Annotated in this window: 16 protein-coding genes and 1 pseudogene; 9 read left to right on the forward strand and 8 right to left on the reverse strand. The window is 38.1% G+C overall.

Translation table 11 applies throughout. The features are described from left to right. Positions 1-30: 30 nt before the first annotated feature. Both J7384_RS05445 and prs read right to left on the reverse strand, forming a co-directional pair. On the reverse strand, positions 31-1,626 hold the full coding sequence (locus J7384_RS05445) for a nicotinate phosphoribosyltransferase (RefSeq protein ID WP_209111887.1): 1,596 nt from the start codon (positions 1,624-1,626) through the stop codon (positions 31-33). A gap of 10 nt (positions 1,627-1,636) precedes the next feature. Next, positions 1,637-2,485 (reverse strand): ribose-phosphate diphosphokinase, encoded by an 849-nt coding sequence (prs, locus tag J7384_RS05450; protein WP_209111888.1) that lies wholly within the window; start codon positions 2,483-2,485, stop codon positions 1,637-1,639. 195 nt (positions 2,486-2,680) lie between these two features. Between prs and J7384_RS05455 the strand changes: the two genes are divergently transcribed. Further along, positions 2,681-3,379 carry an NUDIX domain-containing protein gene (locus J7384_RS05455; protein ID WP_209111890.1) on the forward strand — a complete coding sequence of 233 codons (699 nt, stop codon included), beginning with the start codon at positions 2,681-2,683 and terminating at the stop codon, positions 3,377-3,379. A 10-nt stretch (positions 3,380-3,389) separates the two neighbouring features. Next, positions 3,390-3,833, forward strand: a complete 444-nt coding sequence (locus tag J7384_RS05460) for a hypothetical protein (protein ID WP_209111892.1) — start codon at positions 3,390-3,392, stop codon at positions 3,831-3,833. Positions 3,834-3,859: 26 nt separating this feature from the next. On the opposite strand, the gene J7384_RS05465 is transcribed toward J7384_RS05460, so the two are convergent. The 5 genes from J7384_RS05465 to J7384_RS05485 all read right to left on the reverse strand — a co-directional run bounded on the left by J7384_RS05465 (position 3,860) and on the right by J7384_RS05485 (position 12,858). Further along, positions 3,860-6,691 carry a trypsin-like peptidase domain-containing protein gene (locus J7384_RS05465; RefSeq protein ID WP_209111894.1) on the reverse strand — a complete coding sequence of 944 codons (2,832 nt, stop codon included), beginning with the start codon at positions 6,689-6,691 and terminating at the stop codon, positions 3,860-3,862. A 164-nt stretch (positions 6,692-6,855) separates the two neighbouring features. Further along, positions 6,856-7,929: a hypothetical protein gene (locus J7384_RS05470; RefSeq protein ID WP_209111895.1), complete on the reverse strand. Its 1,074-nt coding sequence runs from the start codon at positions 7,927-7,929 to the stop codon at positions 6,856-6,858. Between the two features lie 1,115 nt (positions 7,930-9,044). Continuing rightward, a complete protein-coding gene (locus J7384_RS05475; protein ID WP_209111897.1) occupies positions 9,045-9,767 on the reverse strand; it encodes a Crp/Fnr family transcriptional regulator in 723 nt (240 codons plus the stop codon). Positions 9,768-9,895: 128 nt separating this feature from the next. After that, a complete protein-coding gene (gene scpA, locus J7384_RS05480; protein ID WP_209111898.1) occupies positions 9,896-12,061 on the reverse strand; it encodes a methylmalonyl-CoA mutase in 2,166 nt (721 codons plus the stop codon). Positions 12,062-12,102: 41 nt separating this feature from the next. Beyond that, positions 12,103-12,858: an SDR family NAD(P)-dependent oxidoreductase gene (locus J7384_RS05485; RefSeq protein ID WP_209111900.1), complete on the reverse strand. Its 756-nt coding sequence runs from the start codon at positions 12,856-12,858 to the stop codon at positions 12,103-12,105. Between the two features lie 221 nt (positions 12,859-13,079). Here J7384_RS05485 and J7384_RS05490 point away from each other — a divergent pair, with 221 nt between their 5' ends. The 4 genes and pseudogenes from J7384_RS05490 to J7384_RS05505 all read left to right on the forward strand — a co-directional run bounded on the left by J7384_RS05490 (position 13,080) and on the right by J7384_RS05505 (position 16,406). Next, complete coding sequence (locus J7384_RS05490) at positions 13,080-13,979, forward strand: DUF6039 family protein (RefSeq protein ID WP_209111902.1); 900 nt, start codon at positions 13,080-13,082, stop codon at positions 13,977-13,979. Between the two features lie 16 nt (positions 13,980-13,995). Next, positions 13,996-14,874 carry a DUF6039 family protein gene (locus tag J7384_RS05495; RefSeq protein WP_209111904.1) on the forward strand — a complete coding sequence of 293 codons (879 nt, stop codon included), beginning with the start codon at positions 13,996-13,998 and terminating at the stop codon, positions 14,872-14,874. Positions 14,875-14,897: 23 nt separating this feature from the next. After that, positions 14,898-15,332 (forward strand): SRPBCC domain-containing protein, encoded by a 435-nt coding sequence (locus tag J7384_RS05500; protein ID WP_209111905.1) that lies wholly within the window; start codon positions 14,898-14,900, stop codon positions 15,330-15,332. 103 nt (positions 15,333-15,435) lie between these two features. Continuing rightward, positions 15,436-16,406: pseudogene (locus J7384_RS05505) on the forward strand (IS481 family transposase). 727 nt (positions 16,407-17,133) lie between these two features. Here the strand turns inward: J7384_RS05505 and J7384_RS05510 are convergent. Beyond that, complete coding sequence (locus J7384_RS05510; RefSeq protein ID WP_209111907.1) at positions 17,134-18,666, reverse strand: AMP-binding protein; 1,533 nt, start codon at positions 18,664-18,666, stop codon at positions 17,134-17,136. A 145-nt stretch (positions 18,667-18,811) separates the two neighbouring features. Between J7384_RS05510 and J7384_RS05515 the strand changes: the two genes are divergently transcribed. From J7384_RS05515 to J7384_RS05525, 3 genes are read left to right on the forward strand one after another with little or no spacing between them, the layout of a single operon-like run. Then, the gene (locus tag J7384_RS05515) at positions 18,812-19,588 is read left to right on the forward strand and encodes an enoyl-CoA hydratase-related protein (RefSeq protein ID WP_209111909.1); all 777 of its coding nucleotides are present in this window, start codon (positions 18,812-18,814) and stop codon (positions 19,586-19,588) included. Further along, entirely contained in the window at positions 19,576-21,951 is a 2,376-nt protein-coding gene (fabD, locus tag J7384_RS05520; protein ID WP_209111911.1) for an ACP S-malonyltransferase, read from the forward strand. Before J7384_RS05515 ends, fabD begins: the two co-directional genes overlap by 13 nt. A 56-nt stretch (positions 21,952-22,007) precedes the next feature. Next, positions 22,008-22,715 (forward strand): 4'-phosphopantetheinyl transferase superfamily protein, encoded by a 708-nt coding sequence (locus J7384_RS05525; protein ID WP_209111913.1) that lies wholly within the window; start codon positions 22,008-22,010, stop codon positions 22,713-22,715. Positions 22,716-22,795 lie beyond the last annotated feature (80 nt).

Consider the following 22,795-nt stretch of genomic DNA (forward strand, 5'->3'; position numbering starts at 1 on the left):
TTATCTCTCAATCCTTGCGCGCTAATCGCTTTATATTTGTTCATTGATTAGCGCTCTAATCTCAGCTAGTGTTGTTTCTTTTATCAATTTGCCATCTTGAAAAACAATGTCGAGTAGACCTTCTTTTTCTTCTTGCTCGCTTACGTTGTCGAACAAGGTGAGCTCACCGTTGACGTTATCGACCTTTAACAACCCTTTGGCTGATTTTTTCTTGGTGTCAGTTTTGGGATCTTTAAAAATAGCGACTCGTTCGCCATTTTTTACCACGCTAGTTGCTTTAACCGCTGAGCCATGAGTATCGCGAGTAACGTATTGATAGCTGTACGAACCTATGCCAAGTACAACTTTAGAGGCAAAACCTTTGTCCATCAGTCTTTGTAGTATTTGGCGTTGGCGTTCTAGGGTGATAGCGTCACCGTAAATAGCACCAATGTGTTCGTCTAGCAATTTAAAGCCTTTGTCGGTTGTCGTACCGCCAAAAATGTCCCATAAACACTCTATCAACCCTTTTATTTCACATAGCATTAGTGGCTTGTTGCTTTGCTCATTGCTAGCGAAGTATTCGCCGCACCAACGGTAAGCTTCGTAGCCACTACTAACTGCGTCGAGCTGAGCTTGTTTTTGGTCTGTGAACAGTTCACTGTATTCGGATACTGGTGATAATTTATATCCGGTTAGTATTTTGACGGGATCGCCTGAATCAGGACGAATCACCAAAGTACCATCGCGAGTCAGTATTTCATTTTTAAGTTGTGGTAAATATTCGGTCACTAGGGTCCAAAAGTCCCAAGTATCAGAAACCACACTTAAAATGCCGGTTGGTGACTGCTCTCGCATCAAGTATTTAAAAAACTCAATTTCACCTTCTAAAATCCATGAACAAGTCACTGAGTGCTCGGTGGCATCAACTGAACAGCCAACTAACTCTTGGTCAACATTAGCGCCATAGTATTTCTCAGCGAATAATACCGCGGGAATAGTGTCGGTACCGACTAGGCCAGAGGCTAAGTGCCCAAAACCACTCATCGCAGCTGCTTGCTTGCCAAACATCCCCCGAAAACTGAAGTCATGACCTTGAAAGGGGACAAATTCCATCGGTAATCCTGTTTTTTCAGCGAACTCTTTAAATACCTTGAAATAAGCGACAGAGGTGGTTGCGCTAGTTTGGATTGGCCAATTTTCACAACTTAAAACCGTTTCGATCATGTTGGTTAGCCACTGAAAACCCGTTTTGGTATTCACTACGGTAATTGGCGGTACTGAATAAGGTACAAGAGTACCTTCAGGCAGTGCCTTAATTTTCAGTGGTAGATATCCCAGATCGTGTAAATCTTCTAAATACTTAACATTTACTGGGTAACCTAGCATGGCACTCATAATGCGTTTGTGCTCAGCAACGGCAATAGTTTTGTCACGACTAAAAAAGTCTGCCCACTCTTCTTGTAAATAACTTTTGATGAAGTACTGCAAACCAACAAACGCCACTTTATCGTTATTTTCAACATTACTTAGCTTGCCGTTGCGTGAGGTAAAGTTAGCATAAACCTCGGTTACGTCAGGATGGTATGCACGACTGTGAAACTCTTTATAAACATCTTTTTGCATGCTTGCTGCGGTAATTGTCATTTTGCTCTCCTTACCCTTCAATAATGTTAAGTGTTACTTTTTGAGTCGTTTGAAACTCGTTGGCTGCTCTAAATGAGTCGGTGGTATATATGTGGTCGATTAAGCCTTCAAATACTTCTAAACCTTGCGAAAAAATACCGTGGGTAACAAATAGTGATATTTCGTTTGCGCCTTGGGCCTTTAATACTTTGGCTAACTCAATAAAAGTTCTGCCACCGTCACAAATATCGTCGGCTATGATTAGGTTCTTGCCCGTAACGTTACCAATAATTTCTGTTTTGACGATAGCACCTGTACGCAAGTCTCTTAGTTTCTGCGCCTGTATAACTTCGCTGCCAAATTGTTCCGCAATTTTTAACGTTTTTTTACTTGCTCCCGCATCAGGTGCAATTAGCGTTAGTTCACCGCTGCGGAGCTTAGTCGTGAGCTCTTGATTTTTTTTAAGCAACTCTAGTTGAGGGATATTAGTTACTCGGTTTAACAGTGCTGGTGTTACATCGCTGTGAGCATCCCAAATTGTTACTTTGGCAAAATTCAGGCTATTGATTATGTTTGCCATAACTGCAGCGCTTAATGCTTCACCCGTGACACAAACACGATCTTGTCGAGCATATGGAAAATAGGGCGCGATTAATTCAATAGGAACGCTGTCATTGAATAGTCTGTTTAGTGCATCAACGGCCATCATGAGTCGAACAATTTTGCTCGAGTTGGTTAAGCGTTCAATAATTTCTATTTTTTTGCAGTTCGCCAAATCTTCGAGAGCAAAGCGAATGTGCTCTTCACCACCTGAAAAACTAAAGCTCTCATAGTTAACAATTGTTTTTTTACCTGCAGAGTTGTGACTAAATATTTTCATGATGCTCTCTTTATTGTTTGTGTCCCTATGACATTATTTAATTTAGCAGGGTGATAATATTTATGCAATACAAATTTGTGTCTTTATGACACTTTCCTGTTTATTGCCATTTTTAGTGGTGTTAACAAGCTGAGCAATTGCAATTTTTCGCATATTTCTATATTGTGTCTTATAGACATAATTGAGTTGAGCAGCATGACTAAGCCATACAATATTAATGATTTCAAAAATCCACTATTCACTGTTGATAGTGTGTTATTCACTGTAAAAGAAGGGCGGCTTCAGGTGTTGATGGTAAGAAGGGCAAATGAACCTTTTATTCATCAATGGGGTTTGCCGGGAGGTTTTGTTGACGTTGATATAGACCAATCAACAGATGAGACAGCATTGAGAAAACTCAAGGAAAAAACCAGTGTTGCACCACAGTATTTAGAGCAGTTACAAGCTTTTTCTAGCGCTTACAGAGACCCCAGAGGATTTAGCGTTACGTTGGTTTACTACGCACTAGTCGCTGAGCAAGAGGTTAGCTGTCACATTGATACTGTGGATGATGCAAAGTGGGTTGATCTTGAAGAATTAGATGACCTTGCCGTTGCTTTCGATCACCGTTTTATTATTGAGCAAGCACAACATCGTTTACAACAAAAAGCGCTGTATTCAATGGTGCCCGTTTATTGTTTGCCTGAGCTATTTACTATTGCACAGCTCAAGTCTGTGATCGAAGTGATTATTGGCAAAGAGATTCAGCGCAAGAGCTTAATCCGCAGGATAGATGCATCAGAAATGTTTGAAGCTCTTGATGAAAAAGTGAAATCAGGAGGTCGTTTAGCCCAGGTGTATAAAGTTAAGCCTGATGTTGATATTGCCCACTTTGAACGAAACTTGAGTATGTAGTGGCTAATTTATGATTGTATATATTGATATGGATGATGTTTTGTGTGATTTCTCTGGGGCGTTTGATAGCGCACTTAGCGTTAATCCAGAGATCACTTATCCGCAATCTCAATATGGTTTTTACGCTAACTTAACACCTCTGACAGGGGCAATTGAAGCACTTATCGACTTACTGAGTTCTGAAAAATTCACCCCTTACATTCTTACAGCACCTTCAATATTAAACCCTTTATGCTATACCGAAAAACGTATTTGGGTAGAGAAGCACTTGGGTTTAGCGTTTGTTGAACGACTGATTATCAGCCCAGACAAAAGCCTACTTTGCGGCGATGTCTTAATTGATGACCGAACTCATGGTCATGGTCAGGATTGTTTTCAGGGCGAATTAATACAGTTTGGCTCAACTGAGTATCCTGACTGGGAGAGTGTTTTGAACTACCTCAAATCAAAATAACCTGACTTGAGGCAGCGTGATGATGTCTAATTTATTGGGTTTCTCAGTGTGTGATCTATTTTTTCCCAAGTACCATTGTTGTATTTCATTTCAAAAAATGGCCAATAGTGATTGTCTACCTTTAACGTTGTCACTGTTGGCGTGTTGTTGAAGCTTATGGTTTTTATCAACACTGACTCTTGATGTTTCTTGCCTTTAACCGCCTCGATAAAGTCTTGGGTGGTAGTTATTTCTTTACCATCTATTTCAACAATGCGTTGCATTGCATAAATGCCATAGCGAGTTGCCGGAGAGCCATAGGTATAGCTGGCAACATACACGCCTTCTGAACTAACATTACCTTGCAGTTGTGCGGCTCGATGAGGCGCGTGTAGGTATAAACCAGACCAATAAATGACTTGTTCAATATCGACGCCATGTAGGGCCGTTGTCTCAATATCAGCCTCTTTTATTTGCCCCTCGCTAAAATAAGTGACTTTAACGCTTGGCTGTTGGCTAAGTGACTCTACTTGTTTGAAGGTCGACACGGGGATGTCATTGATGGCAAGCAATAGGTCGCCTCGTTTTAAGTGGATAGCGCTTTTAGAGCTTGTCGAAACGTTGTAAATTGCCAAGAGCTTATTGGCATCTGTGCCCGGTTGAACAATCTTGTTAATCCACTGTTCACTTAGTCCCATTTGTACGGCATTAACCGGCGGAATCATGGTTAAGTTAATATCCAAAGAATAGGTTGTTTTCTGGTTGGCAAAAGTATCAAGCAGCTCTGTTACGTACTGAGCTGACAAGCCAGAAATAGCGTTATTTTGCTCGTTACCTTCGGAATTACTGGCGTCAAAGACAATCCATAAACCAGCAACTTCATTGGCGGTATTCACAAGCACCCCGTCTATAGCACTATTTGGGTTAACTAAAGAAGTACCTTTAATGTTTTTGTCAATAAACTGTGGCACTTTGTAATTGTATAGCCAAAGTTCTTCGGTGTTATTAACAATGGTTTCTCTGTATTCAACAACGCCGTCGTAGTTGAGGCCAACTTGTAAAATAGGGTCACCTCGTCTCATTGCTTTATCACTGAAGGTGGCTTGCGAGACCTTGGCATTGGCTAAATCTGAAGGTGTATAGGAAACTAAAGCAAGGTTGTGTAATGGGTGTATGTATTCGACTTTCCCATTGATTTCATAGCGATTGTTAAAGGTGATTTTGACATCGCCTAGCATGCTAAATACTACGGTGCGAGCCACGACAACCCAGCCTTTTTCGATATCTACGATAACACCTGTGCCATAGTGATTTTTGTCACCATTACGCCCTTGGACTGAATATGGACTAGAAAATGACACGTTAACCAAGGCATTTTCAATATTTTCGCTATCGACAGGAGTGAAGTTTGTCGTTGAACTTTCACTTGTTTGTGTCAGGCTCGCTTGGGCTTTAAATTTTTGACAAGGCCAGTAGCTTTGGTCTGCAGTTTTTTCGCAATAGCTGTGCTCAAACCATTGTCGATTTATTTCGACAAGGGCGTAGTTGGTCGTATTTGGTGTAGAAAAATCAAAGTAGCGCAAATTGACTTTACGCGTGCTTTTTATGTTTTTTAGTTGCTGGTTAAATTCTTCAACGGTATTCACTTTAACGCCATTGAATTCAGTAATCACGCCGTGACTTGGTACCCCCGCTTTGCTAAATGAACTGCTGGATCTTGCAACGTAAACCCCTTGTATGGGTTTGTTAAAGTGACGCGCCTGTTGATATGACAAAGTGTGAAAAGTACTACCGTCAAATCGCACGATTGACTGTGGGCTGAGCGTTTGTAAATCATCAACTGCAATATTGAACGAGTGTTGCTCATTTTGTCTGATCACAGTTACTTCAATGTTTTGTCCAACGTTAACGTTTAGGTTGTGTTCGAGTTGTGAAAAATTAATAACATTTTGCTGGTTTATACTCAGTAGAATATCACCCACTTTGAGTTTTTCGTCAGCGTTGCTCTGAGGGATGATATGCCTGACAACAAGTAAACCTTTCAAGTCAGGATATTGCTCTCGATAGCGTTGTTCGAGCTCAGACGTTAACCCCAAGCGAGTTAGTTCAGTATATGAGGTTGATTGAAAGGTAGTTTTTATGGTTCCACGAGGAATCGCTTGCTGGTTTTGTAATTGAACCAAGGCAATTTTTATTTGTTCTAGTGGTAAGTAAAACGCGGTTGCTGACTTAGAACGGCTGCCTGCATTTAGAGCGACGGCTTCGCCTTTTATATTGATGACCGGAGAGCCAGATGAGCCACCGGTAGAAGATGTCGCCGCTTGGATGTAGAAGGTATTAAAGTCATTGTATTTACCTTTGCCATAGTTCGGCGCATCGCGATCTAAACGCGAGATAGTCCCATCTAAAATAGATATTTTTTGGCCAGCGTCATTACCTATAATGCGAATTGCTTCACCCACTTCTGGGTCTGAGTCGCTCAGGGTAAATTGATGAGGAGTGAGGTGTTTAATTTGACTAGGGTCATACTTAAAGAAGCCAAAATCGTGAACGGGGTCGAAATAAAGTGGCGTTAAGTCAATTTCTTCGTTATTCACTAAAATCGCTTTGGCGGTGACTGGCCCCGGGTTAATCACATGCCTATTGGTTAAAATAATGCCGTTTTTAGCATCGACAATAAATCCGGTGGCATAGCTACTTCGATTCGACTTACCATCGAATGCTACAGGTATATCTGTTTGAATACTAACGACACCAGAAGAGACTTTTTGAACCGTTTTATTCCAGTTTTCTGCGTCGTTGCTTTGGTTACACGAGGTTAAAAATAGTGTCGTTAATACACTGATAACGTAAACCGCGTATTTTTGTAGCATTTGCATAAATGTCCTTTTTAGAGGCTGTTATGCGTTTGCACAGCCAATCAGTAGTTCTGTTCACTTTAAGTCAAATTTAATTTGTTGTGAACCTCTTGTACTATCATAATGTAGTTTGCACTTGTTGTAATAATGATCTTTGCATTTTAATGATGAGTTATTCTACTATGCTACTCAAATTTTTTGATACATTCATTCTTAGGTATCTTGCATTTATCGCATTCTCTGTTTTTATCGACAAATACTTTTCTTTTAATGCCTTGATTAGGTTGTTGGAAAGGCCAGTTTAGAGCTTCAATTTTACTTTTCCTGAAAGCTTTCCATTCTAAGGAAAAGTTTTCTTTAAAGTATACATATCTATGACACCACTCTAAAATTGTAATTGGAATACGTCTCCCATTTCTGTAGTGCGTTTCAGGAAAGTTCTCTAAATGGGGTAATAAACTTCGAATCCTATTTGGTGGAAAGTTAAAATTATTTGGAGTATATAATGTTTTCATTGCTTTTATCGCGGCTTTACTATGTAACTTATCCTCAACGTTTTTTTTGAATTCCACTGATAAGCGGGCCTTATGTAGCTCTCGTCTGATCAACTCTAGGTATTCGTTAAATGACCAGTAATAGCATGGCGTAACATAGTAATTGAAATCAAGATGACAATTATTAATTACTTTTTGTGTTGTTACCGGTTTATTCCAAATATCAAAACCGCACACATTACAAGTTCCAGTTACGATAGACTTTAATTTTTGATAATTATTTAGTTTGTTTGAATCGCAGTGACATCCATGTTTAAACAGGCTGATATGATGCACTTCACAGACATCGTGATGGCACCAACTTAACTTAAACCAGGTAAATCCATCAGTGTTTATTTGTTCTTTAAAGCAAATAGGGCAAAATTGGATTTCTAGATTAAGAAATGCCAATGTCTTCGGCATTTCTATAGTGATGTATTTATCAGTGTTATTAAATATATTCGATGCTTTTTTTAGAAAAATATCGGGTGTATTGACTAGTTTAAAAAACTTTAGTATAGAATGTTCTTCGACTAATGTAAGTAGCTCTGTCATATCATACGTTTGAAAGTGCAGAAATGTACTTTCCGTTAAGCCAAAGTTGAATCTCCAGCAAAACTTTTTGTTTATTAACAACTCTACAATTATGCTTTTGTTGAGTTCATTTAATAGTAATGACTTTCGAAAGATAAAGCTTTGTAACAATTCACCTGGCTTAATCCACATAGTGTAATAATTTCCTTACCTGATTGATGAATAAAAGTAATTTATCGACTTTGGAGACTTATTTACAGGGTGACATGATATACTTTACTACCATCGGAACTTAACTAAGTATATGTTGACCAATACTTGCCAGATCATCAAAATTCATTGCACTATGTTCTTTGTTTTTGATGGAAGTGACGGCACTTAACGATTGACTTGTTCACTGGTTAAGCCAAAGTTAATCGCGCTGATAAACTCAAAACTGGATTTGCGTGATTTATGTTGTCCGAGCATATGGCAACACTCTATAATGATTTTCTTCATATCTTTCTGGTAGAATATCACCAACTGAATTTAAGAGTCGTTTATTGTTAAACCAATCAACCTAATCTAATATCGCTAGTTTAACTCGCTTAAGCCTAATTTTTGTGAATGACTACCTTTTTTTACAAGCTATTAATCGACTTAGTTAGAACGTTATCGTATGAGTCGACAGCGCTGTCAGCTGAGGTTGTAAAACTAGCATTGCTAAGTATTTCGGTATAGCGTATTGAGTCATATTGACTAGCGTTAAAAATGTAATGAATAGGGCTTTTAGGCTTGGCTCTTGCCCAAAATGCTTGCTTTAAAGCACTAAGTATAAGCTGAATCTTTCATTAATTTTATGTCCCTACAGTCAATAGTTTTTCGTGAATAAACATTGAGTAACAACGCCACATAGATGAAGCTTGGCCATGTCGCAAAGTAGGTAATATCGACCACCCAAAGCTGACTAGGCTTTGACAAGTAAAGTCTTGATTCACATAACTTAAGAGCTTAACTGGGTTGGTCATATGGTATCGTCGTGATACCGGGTAAACCTATATTAATGCTTTGAAGGCCGAGCTCTCAAGTGCGAACTAACTTTTCTAGAGATGGACTGAATGGCTGTCCAATGAGACGAATGCTTATTTTTAAATGCAAAAGCCATGTGTATTACACCTTCACGTACTTCTGGTGAGTATGTAATTCTATTTTTATTGACTCATTCTCTTAAGCAAGTTAGCTTGCAAATTCATGTGTCACTCTTGTTTTATTAATATTACTGAAATGACACAGATTTCTAGGCACTACCATAAGAAATGAATCGATGATCATATTTCTATGCTTTCATGTCTTACTTTTTCAAAAAAGTCAGGATATATGTTTTCGTTGACTTTGAGGTACTCATATAATTCAGGCAGTTTAATCGAAATAGAACCGTCTGAGCGATGTTTCAATAGTCCCGAATTAGATAACTTTTTAATGAAAAACCCTATTCGAGATCTTGTTGTCCCAACATAGTCGGAGAGATCTTGAATAAGCAACTTAGTTCTTATAGTCAATTGTTGCTCACTGAACTCGCCGTATTTCTCTGCTATTTTAAGTAAGAAAAATAATAATCTCTCTTCACTACTACTGGTAATAAAACTGGTGATTTTATCATTTTTCTCAGAGATTAAAGTTGCCATGTAGCGTATATAAGCATGTCTGAGCTCAGAAGAATCAAGTGTTTCAATAAACCGCTCCGTACTTACACGTTTAAGTTTGGTTTTAGTATCAGTTTCTAAGTAATAACAACAATTAGAGTTAGATAGACTGAATTCACATAAGATACTTCCGGAGTAATGAATACCCAGTACACATCGTTTTCCACTGAATGTGTACCTGACAATTTTTACAAACCCTTCTTCTACTTTATATACGGAATCGTGTTTGTCATCTATGTGTATAGAAGAGTCTTTATCAAGAACAAGGGTTTGCTGAAACCCCTCAAATAAATCGTTTAGTAGTTTTACATTTTTATTATTTTGATCAAAAACTGCTATGTTTTCCATGTCATTTTGTCCATTTATATGTCTTGTAAATAATTTAATTTCTATTAAGCTGAATAATTTTATGTGTTTATTAAATATATATAATTAGCGTTAACAGAACTTTTCTGTAGGTGTTAAAAATTCCCTTATTACTTAGGTTTGTTTAATGACTGAATTAGTTTTATTGCCGCAGTTGGCAAGTGGGTATTAGGACCGAAAATATGGTTAACGCCAAGGGATGCTAATTTTTTATAATCTTGCGATGGAATGACACCACCAAGGCAGATAGTAATATTCAAATTTTCGTGCTTATTGATTTCTTCCAGTAACAATGAAACTAATTTAAGGTGACTTCCCGCGAGTGATGAAATGCCAATAATATCTACATTCTCTGCTATAGCTTGATCAACTACTTCCTTTGGAGTACTGAATAAAGGGGAAAGTGTGACGACAAATCCGAAGTCTGAAAAAGCTGAAGCAACGACTTTTGCTCCCCTGTCATGACCGTCTTGCCCCAACTTACTTACTAAAATGGTTGGCTTTTTCGATTTTCTTTCTGTGAATTTTTTAACACATAACAGGACCTCCTGTAAATCATCATTCTTTTGATAAACATTTTGGTAAGTATTGGCTGTTTCATTATAATTGGGGCTGTATCTCCCCCAAACTTTTGCTAGTGTTTCTGATACTTCCCCAACTGTTGCTCTGCACCTCATAGCTTCTATACTGATGGCAAGTAAATTTCCGTGCCCTGTTTTGGCGCAATGTTTCAGCTTTTGCAATGCACATTTGAGTTTGTTTTTATCTCTATTTCTTTTTATATAAGTCAATCTATCAATTTGATTAGATCTGACTTGATCTGTATTTATGTTTAATGTTTCTAGTGGAGTTTCTTTATCAGTGCGGTATTTATTGACACCGATTATTACCTTTTCTCCACTATCGATTTTTGCTTGTGTGATCGCAGCTCTTTGCTCTATTTGTTTTTTTGTTATTCCTTTTTCAACAGCCTCAGTCATACCTCCTGAAACTTCAACTTCGCGAATTAACTCTCTAGCCTTATTAGCTATGTCATTTGTTAAGCTTTCCATAAAGTAAGATCCTCCCCAAGGATCAATAGTGCTGCAAATTCCGGTTTCTTCTTGTAATATCAGTTGTGTATTTTTAGCGATTTTAGCTGCATCTATAGTTGGAAGAGAGACAGCTTCATCATATGAGTTTGTATGTAAAGATTGAGTTCCACCAAAGACTGCCGCTATTGATTCAATTGTTGTTCTTACAATATTGTTTAGTGGCTCTTTTTCGGTCAATGTCCAGCCAGAGGTCTGACAATGCATTCTAAGTAAGTACGATTTTTCATCTTTGGCGCCAAAACCTCTAATTATTTCAGACCAAAGTAATCTAGCGGCTCTCAACTTGGCTATTTCAGAATAGAAGTCCATGCCTACTCCAAAGAAAAAGGAAAGCCTAGGTGCAAATTCGTCAATGGTCAATCCTGATTCTAAGGCTGTCTCAATATACTCTTTACCATCTGCAAGCGTATATGCCAACTCCATTGCTGGTGATGCACCCGCCTCCTGCATATGGTAACCCGAAATCGAAATCGAATTAAACTTGGGCATGTTTTGTGAGAGAAACACAATAACATCACCAATGATTTTCATTGACTCTTTTGGAGGGTAAATAAATGTATTCCTTACCATGAACTCTTTTAGAATGTCATTTTGAATTGTTCCTCGAAGTTCCTGAAGATCTGCACCTTGTTCAATTGCTGCTACAATATAAGCTGCCAATATTGGAAGTACCGCACCATTCATAGTCATCGATACACTGACTTCGTTCAAAGGAATACCTGAAAACAGAACTTTCATGTCTTCTACACTATCAATTGCAACGCCAGCTTTACCAACGTCGCCGATTACTCGCTCATGGTCAGAGTCGTACCCTCTATGAGTAGCCAAATCAAAAGCAACTGAGATACCTTGTGCGCCTTCTTTTAAAAGTGTTTTATAGAATTGGTTTGATTTTTCTGCTGTAGAAAAACCCGCATACTGTCTTATGGTCCATGGCCTATTACAATACATCGTTGGATAAGGGCCCCTTATGTAAGGAGCCAGACCTGGCATTGAATTTTGATGGGGTAAACCGGCCACATCGTTTTGTGTATATAGTGGCTTAATTTTTATTCCGTCTTCAGTGACATTCCCTGATTCACTAAAAGCTGGATTTTTCGACTTTTCCTGTGCAAGTTTTTTCCACTTACTAAAATCTGACTCAATAGGTGCAAACTTTTTAATCTTTTGAAAGGCGGGCATTAGGCGAATTCTCTGAACATAATTATAAAACTGGCCTTGTGTTAGTTGAGTCCAAGAGTTGCGGTCATTCCACCATCAACAATTAACTCTGAACCATTGATGAAGCTTGCGTTGGGTGATAGTAAAAAATCTACTAATGTAGCTATATCATTGGGTTTACCTAATCGTTGAACTGGAATGCGATTTAGCATGCTATCTGCCCAATTTGCTCGCCCCTGAGTCAACTCTGTGTCTATAAACCCGGGTAAAATAGCGTTCATGGTTAGACCTCTTCTGGAAAACTCTTCGATCACGCTGCGCATGTAACTTTGTATTGCGCCTTTAGTTGCACTGTATATCGAATTTCCACGGTTACCATGCTTTGAAGCGACAGAGCTTATGAAGATGATGCGACTTGAGTCCATACGGCTCATTGGCATTATTAGTTTTGAAACAAGCTGCATTGTCGAAAAAAGGTTCACTTGAAATATTTTTTTTACGCTATCTGAATTAAACTGGAAGCTCAGGCTATCTGAACTCATGCCTGCACAACATACGATGCCATATGGGATTCTATTTTCTGCTAATAAAGTCTCGGTTGTTGAATCCACATCGTGTGAGTTAGCTAGATCACATTTGATAGGAAAAACATTCGCTCCAGCTAGATTACACTCATTTAATAGCTCACTTAAACTTTCGTCGTTGTTCCTGTAAGTGAGGATGAGATCAAAATTATTTTTTGCTAAGTATGTGGCTACGGCTCGACCAATTCCCCTTGTTCCTCCCGTGAGAAGAACGCTTTTCCTTTCCCTGTGCATAACAACCCTTACGTAAGATATAGATAGTACGTTTTGCTAAAAATATAGCGAAGGGTACTAAATGGGAATGCTCAATTGTGAGCATACAAACTCAGAAAAAAGACTCTATGATGTTTAAAAACTGCATATATATCGTGACCTGCTTCTGAATAATTTGACGTCAGTGCAATCGAAAATATATATGTTAAACAGCATAGGGAAACATGATGAAGACGGAAAATATGAGCGAAGATAAACTAGATTTATTGAGTTATCTTCCACCGGCAACTAAACAAACTAGTGTCAGCAAAGAGGAGCTTTTAAACTCAGGAAATGCTGGAGTAATTATTATGCGTAGTGGCCAAGTAACGAATCTCTACCGTAATGAAGCAAGAGAGTGCGCATTGGAAGTGTGTGAGCACACCAATAAAACTCAAAAGGGGTTTATCTCTAGTTATATTTACGAAGAGACCTACGGCCAGCAAGACAGGATATATTGGTTTATTCATCTGAAATCATTATCTGATTATATGCGATTCCATCGGCTTGCCAATCAGGATCCTGCATTTGGTGAAATATTCATGCGTAATCGTTCTCATTTCGAGGGAGAATATGCCAGTTGGATAAACATGTTCCCTGAAGCGACTTTTAATGAAACAGTGATAGTACCACATCGTTGGGGAAGCAGCGGAACCAACATTCCTCATGATGCTGATTCTAGTCAAATAATTGCAAATCAACAGGTCGAGAATCAACGGTCGCAGGTATTCCATTCCGCGAATTCTCGCATGGTATTGATGCGCTCAGCTGATGTAAAAGTAAAACACCGTTCAGCTGCTAGGCTCTTTGGCAGACAATATGCTGATTACATAAATAGTCATTGCCCTAGCAATGTAACGTGCTTCATGTTTGAAGAACACTTTGGTAATGTCGATCGTATTCATTGGCACTTAAATTTTGAGAAGTATGAAGATTATGAAGAGTTCATCGAGTTTTGTGCTTTGGATGTTGGCTTAAAAGCGTTGATGGTTGAAAGAATTCGAATGGATGGTGAAGTTTCAACTGCCGGTTTTGGGCACTTTAAACAAAGTAGTATTAAAGACTTACTAGTTTGCCCTCAACATCCGACTAAAGACTTTTGAGGGAGTGTTTGAGTTAATGAATATGAAAGAAAATTATAGAGCTCAACAACAGATTGCATTGTCTCCTGAAGACACGTTGACAACAACAAGCGCTGGTGCAGTAATAAAATTGAAAGGGTTGGTGAAACAAAGCTTAGTTTCAGAAACTCGCAAAGTTTTACAATCGATATCTAATTATATTAATGACATTTATAAAGGTAGAGCTTCTTTATTTGTATTTGAAGAATTATTCGGTACTAAAAATACAATTTATTTATTATTTCAAGTGGAGACTCTTCAGGATTACTACGATATTATGCAAATTGATATGAATTGTGGTCCGCTGCGTACGATTATCAATGATAAGATTTCTGGTATTGTTAACGATTGGAGTGAACTATTTGAGTCAGGAACCTTAGCTTCGCAGACATTGTTACCGCAGTTTAGAAGAATGTATGGTGCGAATGATTCAGGAACTGAAATGACGTTCCAAAAGCCGTTGACAGGGCTACCACCAGCGTTTCACCAGTTTACTTTACCATTAGAAAATATTATTCACAGTGGTAATGCCGGATTAATGATACATCGAGAAGCGCAATTGAAATATGAGTTTCGCTCTGAGGGAAGACAATTTGCTCGAGATGTTGTTGATTCTATCAACACAAAAGCACGCGGAGAGGCTACTGCATTCTTGTATGAAGAAGCTTTTGGAAATGCAGATAAGATTCATTGGTTGATTCATATGGATAAGATTGATTCTTATTATCCATTAATACAAATTCATGCAGCTGACCCTGAAGTTAGAGAACTCTACTTCAAAGAGACATTGCCGAAAGAAAAAGGTGGTGGAAATTGGAGTAAAATGTTTGTGGAAGGCTCAATGAAAGATAATAGTTTTGTTCCGCAAATTTGGTAAAGAAATGATTAAAAGGAAATGCAATGGCTCAAATCAGTAAAGAGTTCATGATAGATGCATCTTCTGATGCAGTATACAAAGCGTTGACGGAAGCATCGGAGTTCGAGAAGTTTACCGGTATGCCTGTAAAAATAGACCTATCACCAGGTGGCGAAGCTTCCTTATTCAATGGCTATATAAAGGGGTACTTTATCGAATTTAAGAAAAGTGAACGTCTCATTATGGCTTGGAAAGACTGTTACAACTGGGAAGACGGCGAGTATTCTATTTTAAATTTAACTTTTACACAGATCAATTCAAAAACTAGATTGTGTTGGTATCAGGAAGGTATTCCAGAAAGGGAGGTTGCGCATTTGGAAGATGGGTTAGAAAGGAAATACATTAATCCGTTACAAGAGTATCTGAGTTCAGGGCAAGTGATATCTTCGCCTGTTCCCGACACTTGTCAAATAACTTAATTGATGTATAGAAGTGTCGAACTGAAATACTACTTTCAAAATCGAGTTACCTGGTTAGTTTAAAGTGTGTGATTCATAGAGATCCTTTCTATAATTGGTTGTCATGAACAATGACATTCAGCAACGATTAAAGTGGATCAAGCTTAACCAAGAAACTAACAATGCGGGCTTAGTTTGCCTTCGTTGTGGAATATCTAGGCCAATGCTCAGGAAGTGGTGGCCTAGATTCCAAAAATACGGTTTAGATGGCCTTAAAAGCCTAAGCAAAAGGCCTCACCACTCGCCAAACCAGAAAACCACACCAGAAGTTGAGTCTCTAATTCTGACCTTAAGGAAATCAAGAAATCTAGGTGCTTGACGCATTCAAAGTGGGCTACTCAGGAATGAGCAAATCAAACTGGGTCTGGCTACCATTCACAAAGTACTTAAAAATAATAACGTTGAGCCAATAGTCATTTACCATAGAAAGCCTGACTTTAAACGTTATTCAAAACCAATTCCGGGTGAGCGGGTTCAAATGGACACTTGTAAAATTGCTCCTAGCTTATACCAGTACACCGCTATTGATGACTGCACTCGCTATCGGGTTTTAAGGCTCTATAAGAACCGTACAGCGGCTAATACCATTCACTTTGTAGAGTCTGTAATTGAAGAAATGCCATTCCTTATACAGCGGTTTCAGACTGACCGAGGAACAGAGTTTTTTCTGAAAAAGTGCAAAAATTATTGATGAAATACAAGATAAAACTCCGACCAAATAAGCCAGCATCACCTCACTTAAATGGCAAAGTTGAACGCTCACAAAAAACTGATAAAGCTGAGTTTTATGTCACTGTTGATTTGAGTTCTAAAGATATTCACATGCAACTTGCTGAGTGGCAGCACTATTACAATTGGGAGCGGCCACATAGCGCTCACAATGGAAAAACACCGATAGAAAGATATTTTGAAGTTAGTGAACAAACGCCATTTTCAGATGAAGTTGAGGAATTTTATCAAGCCCATAATGAGCGTGTTCAATTATCCAATTACCGAAGAGATTTAGAGATCGCAAAATTGAAACGATCTCTATGAATCACACAGATTAAGCAAGTTATCTGCAACTGCATGGTTATGCTTTCACATTGCCGTGACTTTATAAGCCACGCGCTGCTTGACAATTAAGTCAAGCTTTTTCATCAAGGCTTTCATTCGACAAAGAGCAATATCAAAGCCTTATTTGCGTAGCAGCTTCATCAGTATTCTAGCACCAGCATTACCTCTGCTATCATCAAATATCCTTTTCATATGACGAAAAAGCATTAGCTCATCGGCTGTAACGATTTTAGCTGGTCTTATTAACTATGCGTAATAAGCAGAGCGACTTATCTTTAACACCTCACGTGGCGCACAAATTGGAAAGCGTCACTACTGCTCTTGGATGTACTCGAACTTTACTTCATTTCTTTTACAAAGAGGGCGTCGTTTTTAAGATTTCACGCTACATCCGTAAGCGCTTATTTTCTTTTTTGAGCATCACTAGTTCAGCTCTTTCATTTTTGCCTAGTGCTTCACCTGCAGCTTGTTTAGCTAATTTGTTTTTCCAGTTATAAAGCCGCTTAGTGGTAATATCTAAAGATTTAGCCGATTCTGCAATGGTATGTCATTGTTTTGAAGGATTTTAACGGCTTTTTTCTTTAAGCTAGTGTGTATACTTTCTCGGTTTTCTTCTTTGAGTCATTTTCGCATCTTTGTTATGGATTTATTACCCGCTACAAAAGTGTGCGGATCCATTAAACTAGGTTAGAAATTAGAAACACTGCTAAACGCTACTGCTTGGTAGCATAGCTAACAGGGCCTTTTTATCAACCTTCCCTGATGTATTAAGAGGTAATTGATCTAAGATAGTGACATTCTTGGGGTGCATATATAGAGGCAGTGATGACTGTATTATTGCATGGACATCACTTAACTTTAGATTAACTTTATGTGCAGGGACAATGAATGCATGCAGACTATTTTCTAAAAATTTATCTGGCAATGAGACTATCGATGCTAAGCTGATTTCTGATTGCTTGCTTAGCGTCATCTCAATATCACCCAAGTCAATTCTGTACCCTCCACTTTTGATGGTTTCATTTGCTCTGCCCACATAGTAAAGCTCGTCATTTTGTCCTTTTTTAACTATGTCGCCGGTTTTATAGCCATAGATACCTTCTTGCTCAGAAAATAATTTGACACTCTCTGTTCTTTTGCTGTCACCCCAGTATGAATGCATTACTTGAGGCCCATAGATAACGAGTTCTTCAGCGCCTTCCTCGTTTTTTTGTGTTCGATAAAAGTGATTTTGTAACGGCTTTCCAAGTGGAATTTCATTTACTTCCGTCGTCAATTCGTGTTTTGAAAATTCATGAAACATACAATAAACAGTCACTTCGGTAGGTCCATACATGTTGAAAACTCTAGCTTGTGGTATTCTTACCCCTATTTGATTGATATACTTAGCAGGGCAAGCAGCCCCTCCAATAAATAGATGTGAAATTGTTACAAAATCATCGAGTTTAACTTGAAACCTTTCATCCAATATCAATCCAAACGTTGTTGGAACACTTGAAATAACCGTAATTTTATTTAAGCTAACGTAAGTTGCAATCGCATTCGGGTGTTTTGGTTTCGAGTAAAGATGTAATTCACATCCAACTCCTAGCCAAAACGCGATATCCATAACGGATTGATCAAATGACAATTCTGCGATATTGAGAACCTTAGCTTTACCATCTAAATTGAAAGCGCTTCGACACCAGGTAATAAAATGGCATAGGCTATGATTTAAAATTGTTACACCTTTGGGAATGCCTGTTGAACCAGAAGTAAAAATACAATAAGCAACATCATGTTCTCGTAACATACTATCTTCTTTGATATCAATGTTGCTCTTCATTTTTTTGATATCATGTTGCTCTATACATATACAACCCTCGATATTGTGATTTTCATTAACAATTGCAAAACGGGTTTTCGTTATTTGTAGAATGCTATTTAAACGAGTTTTCGGTGTAGATGCATCAATAGGTATGTAGAATCCCCCAGCTTTCCATGCTGCCAGCATTGCTACAATTGAATAAACGTTTTTATCGCATGCCAATAAAAGGCTTTCACCTTTTAGAAAGCCTCTATCTTTGAGTTTAGTGCTTAATGCAGCAGACAAACGGTCCATCTCAGAGAATGTGATAGATACATTATCATTAACAATTGCGATTTTATTAGGTTGCGTTTTAGCCCAATAATGGAACCATTGTAAAGGGGAAAGGTATTGATCTTCATAATTGATGCTTTGAAATTTTGACAATTGCACTAGTTTGGATACCTAATGTAAATAAGTTATAACTCTCCAATAAATACTGTATCCAGAATTTTCTAGATTTGACGCTCAAACTTGAGCGCTAAATTATCTTTCATTGTTTTAATTTTTTAGTACGGCATACAGCAGAGCATTCTTTGTGGTAGAAGATCAAATAATCGAAGTTCGTTTTGATAAAAATATAACAGAAGTATTACTAAATAATACCAAACAGCGAAATTGTATAAATAGTCAATTCATCGAAAGATTAAATGAAGAGTTGACAATAGCAGAGCAAAACCCAGCTTGTCGGGTTATGAGTATCTCAGCAAAAGGGGATACTTTTTGTATTGGGATGGACTTTAGTATTGTACACCAAATAAGCAATATGTCTGAGGAAGAAATAAAGAAGCAAGGTAAGCAGTTTTATGAATTACTATCTCGCCTTTGCCAGAGTCGTCTCATAATTGTTGCGACAGTAAATGGTATTGTTTCTGCTGGCGGGGTTGGTTTAATCTCTGCTTGTGATTTTGTTATTGCTGGAACCAATAGTAAGTTTTCATTGCCAGAGGCATTGTGGGATTTGGTTCCTTATTGTATTGCACCTTTTATAGTAAAACGGATGGGACTACAAAATGCCAAAACACTCGCTTTAAGTACTCAACAAATTAGTGCAAAAGAAGCATATACAAAACAATTGGTTGATGAAGTTGTCGACAACCCTAATTTTGCAACTCGAAAATTGACCAATCGAATAAGCAGACTTCAAATCAACTCCCTTCACAAAATTAAGAGTTTATTTAATTCTTTTAATGAATCCTACATCACCAGAGAGTCTGAAATCATAGATCAATATACAACAGTCATGTCTAAAGAAACTGTTCTGAATAATATTACTAGGTTTATACAGGAAGGTAAATTTTCATGGGAAACATAACTAACCTAAATCATTCTATAGATTCTAGTGAATCAGCAATTGTCTTTCCGGGACAAGGCATTCAACGAAGAGGTATGGGCAAAACACTTTTTTCCCGCTTTCCTCGCTTAACTGAAGAGGCTTCTAGTGTATTGGGCTATTGTATAAAAAATCTTTGTCTCAACGATACAGACAATAGGTTGAAGGATACACGTTATACACAACCTGCTATTTTTGTGGTCAATGCCCTTTCCCACGCTGAATTAATAGAGCGAGGAGAAACTCCAAGGTTTTATGCTGGCCACTCACTAGGTGAGTATAACGCTTTGCATGCAGCTGGTATTTTAGATTTCAATTCTTGCTTAAAATTAGTCATAAAGAGAGGCGAACTTCTAAGCCAGGCTAACGGTGGTGGCATGTATGCAATTATTGGCACCAATAAGAAAAAATTGCAGAGCTTAATATGTGAACTTAGCTTAGACCGAGTAGATATTGCAAATATTAATAGTACTCATCAGATTGTATTATCTGGTGACAAACTTCAATTGGCCGCTCTTTCAGCCCAATTGTTAGAGCAGGGTCTTGGAAAGTCAATTCCCTTAAATGTGAGTGCTGCATTTCATTCTCGCTTCATGCAGGAGCCTGCAAGACAATTTTCGAACTATCTCAACCTCTTTACTTTCAAACAACCTCATACGCCCGTCATTTCAAACGTCGAAGCTAAGCCTATTGAAGATGCCTCTAAAGTTTCTCAACTCATTACCAAGCAAATATACTCTCCAGTTAACTGGAAAGGTACAATGAGCTTTTTACACGACCATCAAATCACTAAGGTGATTGAGACATCTAATAGTGATGTGCTGACGAAACTATGGAATGAATTTCGGGATGAACGTTCAAAAAAAGGCCTGTTAATTGATAAAAAAAAATTGGTTAGGGGGAGGGGAGATGTGTCTTATGAAAATAGCTACAACCGAGTCCATTTGAATAAAGATGCTCAGCTAAAAAATGTTATGGCATTAGGCAGTCCAAGTTTTAAAGCTAAGTTTGGTATTAAATACAATGTGGTATCTGGAGCGATGTTTCGAGGGATATCTTCTACCGAAATAGTGAGCAAAATGGCAAATGCAGGAATGATTGGGTTCTTTGGTTCTGGGGGGCTTGCTTTACAGGATCTTAAAGTGGCAATTCATAAAATAAAAGCTAACTCTAGACAAGATGCTAAGTGGGGGGCGAATCTTTTACACCTCCCAAATGACAACGATCAGGAAGTTAAAGTAGTTGAATTGTATTTGAAGGAAAATGTCAATTTAGTCGAAGCTGCTGGATTTATTAGTGTTACAAGTGCTGTGGTGCAATTTCGATTTCATGGTGCGTATATTGACCCTAGTGGGGATACCATTATTCCAAATTCTGTTTTTGCTAAAATATCTCGTCCAGATATTGCAAAATCGTTTATAGCCCCTCCTTCTGAAAAGATTCTTTCTCAGCTTTTATCTGAAGGAAGATTGACACAATCAGAAGTTCAAATAGCCCGTACTAATCCAACTGCAAATGTGATTACCGTCGAAGCTGATTCTGGAGGCCACACTGATGGTGGAAATATCTCAGCGTTATTGCCTGTTATCAAAAAACAGGTTGAAAGCGCTAAAGCACAATTTAACTATACTAGAGATATCTTTGTGGGCGCTGCTGGAGGTATTGGCACCGCTGAAAGTATCGCTGCAGCTTTCATCCTCGGGGCTGATTATATAGTAACAGGTTCGATCAACCAGTGTAGTGTAGAGTCGGGGACGTCCGACAAGGTCAAGCAGATGCTTTCTCAAGCAAGTGTATATGATACTACTTATGCACCAGCAGGAGATATGTTTGAATTGGGCGCTAAAGTACAGGTATTGAATAAAGGAACACTTTTTGCTCCTAGAGCAAACAAGCTGTATCAGTTGTACCGACAATATAATGGAATTGACGAAATCCCTATAACTGTTAGGGAAAGTATTGAAAAATTGTACTTTAAGAAAAGTATCGATGATGTCTGGAACGAAACAAGTCAATACTTTAGAAAGGTAGGAAAAGGCTTTGAAATCGAAAAAGCTCAGTGTACACCAAAACACAAGATGGCATTGATATTTCGTTGGTACTTCGCCCATTCTATCAAAAGTGCTATGTCGGGCGATGAAACTCAGGTTGCAAACTTTCAGATTCACTGTGGACCTGCCATGGGAGCATTTAACGACGCTGTAAAAGACACGATATTTGCTTCATGGCAAAACCGAAATGTGGATAAAATAGCTCTTTACTTGATGCAGGAGGCTTACGAACTTTTACAATATTCGTTAAATAATATAATTACACCGCAATCAGGTATGCCTAAAGTTAGTTAAAAAATGGTTGATTTGAGTAAATAATGAGTACGAGAAATCTTCGGACTAAGAAATATATGCGTTCATCTGAAGGGTTTATCAGGGAAGTAACTTATTGGTTCGATTTCGTCCACCAGACTCATTTTGCGCAATGTATATTTGACGTGCAGAAATATCGCCGTACTTTGTACACAAAATATAATATCCAATTACCAGTTAATATTCACGATGCTGTAATTAAAAGACAATCGGAATTTTTAGCTGGCCGTTTGACTGCCTCAATCATATTTCAACAAATGGGGGAGACATCCGCACAAGTAATGGTAGGCGACCATAGAGAACCTATATGGCCTCATCACCTTATAGGTTCTCTTTCTCATACCGATGATACTGCTGTGTGTTCCATTACTGAACGTGCTAATCAGCGCTTTATTGGAATAGACATTGAAAATATAATCGCAACACATACAGCTGAGAAGATAGGTCGACAAATAATTAACCTACAGGAAAAAAAATTACTTTTAAGTTTGAACTTTCCTTATGAGATACTGTTAACTATTGTGTTTTCCGCGAAAGAATCCTTGTTCAAGGCTATTTATCCCATCGTAAGACATTATTTAGACTTTAATACTTCTATGGTCAGCGATTTTTCCATTTCAAATAACTGCATAACACTGAAGTTAAACGAATACCTGCTGAAAAGGTATGATCTGAATAAGTTTTATTGCATTAGTTGGAAAGTTCAATTTGGGAAGGTTTTTACTTTTCTGGAAGGCTGGCACTAGTGAATGCTTTAGTAGTCTTCTTGCTATTTTTATGTAATAAATTAATGAATAGTTCTTTGTTAACTTTTAGACAATAAGCA

This window comes from Endozoicomonas sp. G2_1, assembly GCF_017744155.1.
Taxonomy (GTDB): Bacteria; Pseudomonadota; Gammaproteobacteria; order Enterobacterales; family Alteromonadaceae; genus JAGHQT01.